Source organism: Nonomuraea sp. NPDC049607, from assembly GCF_040675375.1.
Classification (GTDB): Bacteria; Actinomycetota; Actinomycetes; order Streptosporangiales; family Streptosporangiaceae; genus Nonomuraea.
Genome location: NZ_JBFAOV010000066.1, coordinates 20,806 through 27,664, shown reverse-complemented (window position 1 = coordinate 27,664; position 6,859 = coordinate 20,806). Strand labels below are relative to the sequence as shown.

Annotated in this window: 6 protein-coding genes and 1 pseudogene; 6 read left to right on the top strand and 1 reads right to left on the bottom strand. The window is 76.4% G+C overall.

Going from position 1 to position 6,859, the window contains the following annotated elements:
• From AB0J97_RS49805 to AB0J97_RS49785, 5 genes and pseudogenes are all read left to right on the top strand, one after another.
• Nucleotides 1-1,103 (top strand): annotated as a pseudogene (locus AB0J97_RS49805) (hypothetical protein); the annotation flags it as partial.
• The gene (locus tag AB0J97_RS49800) at nt 1,100-1,753 is read left to right on the top strand and encodes a response regulator transcription factor (protein ID WP_357708560.1); all 654 of its coding nucleotides are present in this window, start codon (nt 1,100-1,102) and stop codon (nt 1,751-1,753) included. The pseudogene AB0J97_RS49805 and the gene AB0J97_RS49800, both read left to right, overlap by 4 nt.
• 78 nt (nt 1,754-1,831) lie before the next feature.
• Nucleotides 1,832-3,091, top strand: a complete 1,260-nt coding sequence (locus tag AB0J97_RS49795) for an alpha/beta hydrolase (protein ID WP_364103957.1) — start codon at nt 1,832-1,834, stop codon at nt 3,089-3,091.
• A gap of 109 nt (nt 3,092-3,200) precedes the next feature.
• Nucleotides 3,201-4,016 carry a class I SAM-dependent methyltransferase gene (locus AB0J97_RS49790; protein ID WP_357708556.1) on the top strand — a complete coding sequence of 272 codons (816 nt, stop codon included), beginning with the start codon at nt 3,201-3,203 and terminating at the stop codon, nt 4,014-4,016.
• A 91-nt stretch (nt 4,017-4,107) separates the two neighbouring features.
• A complete protein-coding gene (locus AB0J97_RS49785; protein WP_364103953.1) occupies nt 4,108-4,854 on the top strand; it encodes a methyltransferase domain-containing protein in 747 nt (248 codons plus the stop codon).
• A gap of 47 nt (nt 4,855-4,901) precedes the next feature.
• On the opposite strand, the gene AB0J97_RS49780 is transcribed toward AB0J97_RS49785, so the two are convergent.
• Nucleotides 4,902-5,843, bottom strand: a complete 942-nt coding sequence (locus AB0J97_RS49780; protein WP_364103950.1) for a zinc-binding dehydrogenase — start codon at nt 5,841-5,843, stop codon at nt 4,902-4,904.
• 95 nt (nt 5,844-5,938) lie between these two features.
• Here AB0J97_RS49780 and AB0J97_RS49775 point away from each other — a divergent pair, with 95 nt between their 5' ends.
• Nucleotides 5,939-6,829: a LysR family transcriptional regulator gene (locus tag AB0J97_RS49775; RefSeq protein ID WP_364103947.1), complete on the top strand. Its 891-nt coding sequence runs from the start codon at nt 5,939-5,941 to the stop codon at nt 6,827-6,829.
• The last annotated feature ends 30 nt before the right edge of the window (nt 6,830-6,859 follow it).

The following is a 6,859-nucleotide window of genomic DNA, read 5'->3' as shown; positions in this document are numbered from 1 at the left end:
GCCCGGCCCCCACCGGCCCGGCCCCCATCGGCCCGGCCCCCATCGGCCCGGCCCCCGCCGGCCCGGCCCCGCTCCGCGGGGCGTGGTGGCGCGGGCGGCGGGCGTGGGACGCGGCGCTGGCCGGGCTGGCCGTCGCGTTGACGATGGGGGCGAGCCTGCTGCCGGGAGGCACTCCGGCGCCGCGGGACTTCCTCGTGCTCGGCCCGCTCTTCGTCCTGCACGCCCTGCCCCTGTGGTGGCGGGTGCGGCGGCCCGGGTGGAGCCTGGCCGCGATGTTGTCGATCTATCCGGTGGCGATGGCGGGCTGGACCCCGACCCCCGCGGGCGACCTGTTCCTCTGGGCGTGGTGGGTGGAACTGGCCCAGCTCTACGCCTTCGGCGCCCACCACCCCAGGCGCAAGGGCGTGCTCGCGATCGTCGCCGTCGGCCTGGTGGGCGGCCTCGCGCTGGCGCTGGGCCCGGGCATCTCCGGGAACCGGACGGCCGTGTGGGCGGTGCTCGCGGCGGCCGTGGCGCTGCTGTCGGCCCCGGCGTGGGCGGCCGGCGTCCTGGTCGGGGGGGCGAGGGCGCGGCGGCGGGCGGCGGAGACGGCCGAGCGCGACCTGCTCCGAGGCCGGCTGGCGGACGTGGCCCGCGGCGAACGCGAGCGGATCGCCGAGGGCCTGCGCGGCACGGCGGTCCGGCACGCGGACGCCGTCGTCGCGGCGGCCGGGAAGGGCGACCTCCAGGCGGTCCTCGACGCCGCCCGCGCCGGGATCGACACCCTCCGGCGGCTGCTGGACGAGCTGCGCCGCCCCGCCGGAGCCGACGGCCCGCCGCCGACGCTCGCCGGGCTGGAGGTGCTGGCCGCGCGGCGGCAGGCGGGCGTGCGCCACGTCGGCGACTTCGGCGGGCTGGCCCCCGAGCTGGAGGTGGGCGTCTTCAGGGCCGTCGAGGAACTGGGCGGGGAGCGGATCACCGTGTCCTACCTCCCCGAGGGCGTCCTGGTCGAGGGGACGGCGGCCCGCCGCGCCCGGCGGCGGCTGCACGCCCTGGCCGACGGGTACGGCGGCGCGCTGGCCACCGGCGGCCGCGACGACGTGCGGGTATGGTTGCCCAGATGATCAGGGTGATCGTCGTGGACGACCAGGCGGTGGTCCGGGCCGGGATCGCCGCGGTGCTGGCCGCCGAACCCGACCTCGACGTGGTCGGGCAGGCCGCCGACGGGGAGTCCGCCGTGGCGCTCGCCGCCGAGCTGCGGCCGGACGTGGTGCTCATGGACGTCCGGATGCCCGGCCTCGACGGGCTCGCCGCCACCGCCCGCATCACCGCCGGCACCCCCGGCGCCAGGATCGTCGTGCTGACGACGTTCGGGCTGGAGGAGTACGTGTTCGGGGCGCTGCGCGCGGGCGCGTCCGGGTTCCTGCTCAAGGACGCCGAGCCCGCCCGGGTCGTCGACGCGGTGCGGGTGATCGCGCGCGGCGACGCGCTGCTCGACCCGGTGATCACCCGGCGGCTGCTCGAACGTTTCGCCGCGGCGGCCGACCCCGGCCCGCCCGCGCGGGCCGACGGGCTCACCTCCCGCGAGCGCGAGGTGCTGGGGCACGTCGCGCGCGGGCTGTCCAACGCCGAGATCGCCGCCGTCCTGGCGCTCAGCCCGGCCACGGTCAAGGATCACGTGGCGGCGATCCTGGCCAAGCTCGGGGTGCGCGACCGGCTGCACGCGACCATCCACGCCTACGAGTCGGGCCTGATCCGTCCCGGGGCCGGCTGACCCCCGCCGCCGGGCGGGGGTCAGGTTCGATCGCGGGCAGGAGGAGAGGCGGCGCCCGCCTTCCTAACGTTGTGCCGTATGAAACGTGTGTCAGGCGCGATCCTGCTGGTGGGCGCCGAGATCGCCGCGGTCGCCGCCGGGACTCTGGCCTTCCTGCTCGTGGCGGCCGTGACGGCCGCCGTGCCGCTGTTCGCGGGGGCGGGGGTGCTCGCCGTCGCCGCCGTCAGCGGGCTGCTCGGACGTCCCGCGCTGCGGATGCTGGGGCTGCCCCGGCTGGTCCTTCCCTACGTGGTGGTCAACACCGTGGCCCTCGCCGCCCTCGCCGGGCTGGCGGCCTTCCGTCCCTTTCCCGTCCCGCCGCCCGCCGCGACGCCTCCCGGGGTCGCGTTCTGGCAGCTCCCGACGGGCTCCCGCCTCGCCTACGTCAAGCTCGCCGGGTCCGGTACGGCGGACCGCCCACCCGTGATCTTCCTGCACGGCGGGCCGGGAACGCCCGGCGAGGGTCTGCCGGAGGGCAGCGAGGACCTGGCCGCCGCCGGGTTCGACGTCTACGCCTACGACCAGCTCGGCGCGGGCCGCTCGACCCGGCTGGCCGACCCGGCCGGTTACACGGTCGCCCGGCACGTCGCCGACCTGGAGGCCGTCCGCCAGGCGCTCGGCGTCCCGAAACTCATCCTGGTCGGCAGGTCGTGGGGCGGCACCCTGTCGGCCGCCTACCTCGCCGCCCACCCCGACCGGGTCGCCAAGGCCGTGCTCACCTCGCCGGGCGCCATCTGGGAGCCCGCCTTCCCCGGCGGCGTCGGCAGCCCGTGGGACGGCCTGCCCGCCCCCCTCCAGGCCAGGGCCGACGCGCTGACGAGCTCCCCGCGGATGCTGGTCCAGTCGCTGCTCCTGGGGGTGAACCCGGCCGCGGCGCGGGCGCTGGTCCCCGACGCCGAGGCCGACGCCCGGATGCGCGCGCTGCTGCTCGTGGCCAAGGACGCCACCGGCTGCGCGGGCGCCGAACCCGCCCCCGTGCACGGGAACCCGCCCGGCTTCTACAGCAACCAGGTCACCGCCGAGGACGCCGCCGCCCTCCCCGACCCGCGGCCCCGGTTGCGCCGGGTACGGGTGCCGGTGCTCATCATGCGCGGGCAGTGCGACTACCTGAAGTGGGAGGTCACCTACGACTACCGGCACACTCTGCCGGACTCGACCCTGGTGTACGTCCCCGGCGCCGGCCACTCGATCGCCAACGGCCGTCCCGACCTCTACCGCGGCCTGATCGGCGCCTTCCTCCTCGACCGCCCGCTGCCCGTCCCGGCCTACACCGGCACCACCGACCCCGCGGGGTCCTAGATCTGTCCTAGATCCGCCGCCGCGCACGCGCTCGCGGAGACGGCGGCGATCTTAGGATGCGGGTGACCCACGGCCCGGTCCGGCCGGGCGGGGTGGGAGGAGAGATCGCGTGCAGCAGGACGAACGGCTACGTCACAGCTCGTCATTCGGAGCCGCGGCGGCCGCGTACGCCGAGCACCGCCCCGACTACGCGCACGCCGCGGCGGCCTGGGCGCTGGAGGGCGCACCGGGGCGGCGGGTGCTCGACCTCGGCGCCGGCACCGGCAAGCTGACGGCGACACTGACCGGGATGCTGACCGGGCCCCTGACCGGGACACCGGCCGGGACGGGCGTCGAGGTCGTCGCGGTCGAGCCCGACCCGGAGATGCTGGCCGAGCTGCGCCGCGCGCTGCCGGACGTCCGCGCCCTGCCGGGCAGCGCCGAGGCGATACCGCTGCCGGACGCCTCCGTCGACGTGGTGCTGGCCGGCAACGCGATGCACTGGTTCGACATGGCCGTCGCGGGCCCCGAGATCGCCCGGGTCCTCGCGCCGGGCGGCGTCCTGGCCGGTCTGTGGAACGTCCTCGACGACGGGATCGACTGGGTCGCCGGGCTCGCCCGGGTCAGCGGGGACGAGGCCGTCGGCCCGCGGGACACGCCCGCCCGCTGGCGCGCCGAGACGGCCGGGATGCACCTGCCCAGGACGGGGGCGCCCGCCCGGTTCGGGTCGCCGGAGCAGGCGGAGTTCCCGCACGGGCAGCGCCGCACCGCCGACTCCCTCGTCGAGACGCTCGCCACCAGGGCGGGGATGCTGGTCATGCCCGAACAGGAACGAACGGCGCGCCTCGCTCGCATCCGCGCCTACCTCGCGAGCCGTCCCGAGACCGCCGAGGGCGAGTTCACCCTTCCCATGCTGACCGCCGTGCTGCGCGTCCGGCGGTTGTGACCGTCACGGCCACGAAGGGGCCTTCACACGCCGCTCGATCCGGGCAACAGTGATCACAAGGCCGGGGACGACGGCCAGAAGGGAAGTGCCGATGTCCGGCGCGCCGCTGTACGACACCATCGGAACCGCCTACACCGCGACGCGGCGCACCGATCCGCGCATCGCCGAACGGATCTGGGCCGCGCTCGGCGACGCCCGGACCGTGCTGAACGTCGGCGCGGGCACCGGCTCCTACGAGCCGTCCGGCCGGTACGTCCTCGCGGTGGAGCCGTCGGCGCTCATGCGTTCGCAGCGCCCTCCCGGGGCGGCGCCGTGCCTGGCGGGGGCCGCCGAGCGCCTGCCGTTCGACGACCTGGCCTTCGACGCGGCGATGGCCGTCTCGTCCGTCCACCACTGGCCGGACGTGATCGCGGGGCTGCGCGAGATGCGGCGGGTCGCCCGCCGCGTGGTGGTGTTCACGCACGACACCAGTGCCGCCGGCTGGCGCGACCGGTTCTGGCTCTCGCGCGACTACCTGCCCGAGGTCATGGACCTCGTGGCCGGCCGGCCGCCGGTGACCGAGCTGGCCGACGCCGTCGGAGCCCGCCTGGAACCGGTGCCCATACCGTGGGACTGCGCCGACGGCTTCTTCGAGGCCTTCTGGCGGCGGCCGGAGGCGTACCTGGAGGAGAACGTCCGGCGCGGGATGTCGGTCTGGTCCAGGCTCGGCGCGGACACCGAGCGGCGCGTGGTGCGCGACCTGGGTGACGACCTCGCCTCCGGCCGGTGGGCCGAACGCAACCGGGACCTGGCCGGCCTCGACGAGGCCGAGCTCGGCCTGCGCCTGCTGATCGCCTAGCTGAAACCGACCAGCCCGGCCCCGGCCCCCGCCGGGGCCGGGCCGTCTCAGCGGTTGCGCAGGATGACCTTCCCGACGGTACGGCGGGCCGCGAGGTCCGCCAGGGCCTGGCCGGCCTGCGCGAGGTCGTACTCGCCGCCGGTCATGGGACGCAGGCGTCCGGCGGCGGTGAGCTCGATCAGGTCGGCCAAGGGCGCGGCGGCGGTGCTGCCGGGCAGGCGCAGGTGCGCGCCCAGCCAGTAGCCGCCCACCGCGATGTTGCGCTCGCCGAGCAGCCCCGGGTCGATCGGCCGGGGATCGAGGCCGCCCGAGGCCCCGTACGTGATCAGGCGTCCGAAGGGGGCCAGGGCGTGCAGCGCCGCCTCCAGCAGCGGCTCGCCCACCGCGTCGAGCACCACGTCCACCGGGGCGCCGCGGTTGGCCTCGACCAGGCGGCCGGTGTAGCCGTCCGGGGCGCTGTCGACGGCGGCGTCCGCGCCGAGGCTCAGCACCAGCTCCCGCTTGTCCGCCGTGGACGCCGCGCCGATCACCCGCCCGGCCCCGGCCTCCTTCGCCAGCTGCACCGCCAGGTGACCCACCCCGCCCGCGGCGGCGTTGACCACCACGCTCTCCCCGGGCGCGACCCGCGCCGCCGTACGGACCAGATGCCACGCGGTCAGGCCCTGCACCAGCAGCGCCAGCGCGGCGCCGGCGGGCAGCTCCTCGGGGATCTCCACCGCCTCCTTCACCAGCGCCTTCGTGGCGTAGGCCCGCTCGGCGAAGGCGAGCACCCGGCGGCCCTCCGCCGTCCGGCCCACCACCTCGCCGCCCGGCACGAACGGCAGCTCCGGCGGCAGGTACGACCCGCGCAGCCGCTCGATGTCGGCGAAGTTGAGCCCGGCGGCCTCGACCTCCACCAGGGTCTGGCCCGGGCCCGGCACCGGATCGGGCACCTCGGCCAGGGTCAGCACGTCGGGTCCGCCAAGTCGTTCCGCACGCATCACTCTCATGCCCCAGACGCTAGGGGGATCGCGAAAGCCCAGCCAGGAGGTGCCGTTTCTGGTTGACGCGGAATGCATGAAGACCTTTCATACGTTGCCGTGCCGTGGACGATCTCACCGCGGCGGAGCTCCGCGTCCTGGTCGCCGTCGACGGCGAAGGCAGTGTGTCGGCGGCCGGCGTACGGCTGGGGCTGACCCAGTCGGCGGTCTCGCACGCCCTGCGCGCCGCCGAACGGAAGATGGGAGCCGTCCTGTTCCAGCGGGGACGGGCCGGCGCCCGGGCCACCCCGGCGGGGGAGGCCGCGGTCGGGCACGCGCGGCATATCCTGCGGCTCATGGAGGTCATGCGGGCCGACACGCGCACCGCCGGCCTCGGCGAGGCCACCGGGACGATCCGGCTGGCCGCCTTCCGCAGCGCCGCCTTCCACCTGCTGCCGCGCGTGCTGGTCCGCTTCGGGCAACGGCACCCCAAGGTCACCGTCGACGTGCGCATCGTGCCGGACCTGGGCCGGGGCATCGCGGGCGAGGTGGCCGACGGCCGGGCCGACGTGGGCGTCGTCTCCCTGCCGGTGTACGTGGACGGCCTGGTCTGCGAGGAGCTGTACGAGGAGCCGTACGTGCTGGCCCACCCGCTGGGGCATCCGGACCCGCGGTCGCTTCCCATGATCGACTGGCACGAGAACTGCTCCGGCGAGACCCGGCGCTGGCTGGCCGCGCAGGAGTGGATCCCGCCCGGCGACCTCACGGTCGAGGACGACGGGGTCGTCATGTCGATGGTCGGCCACGGGCTGGGCGCCGCGATCGTGCCCCGGCTGTCCACGGTGGACGCCCCGGCCAGGGTCGCCATGGCCGAACTCGGCGAGGGCGCCCCGCGCCGCCGGGTGGGCTACGTGACCACCCGCGAGCTGACCGGCTCCGCGCTCATCCGCGACCTTCTCGGCGAGCTGGGCGCCCTCCGGCCCCCCGCGGCCGTGCGAGCGGCCACCCATCCATGAGCCGCCGCTGACGACCGTTTGGCCGTGCGC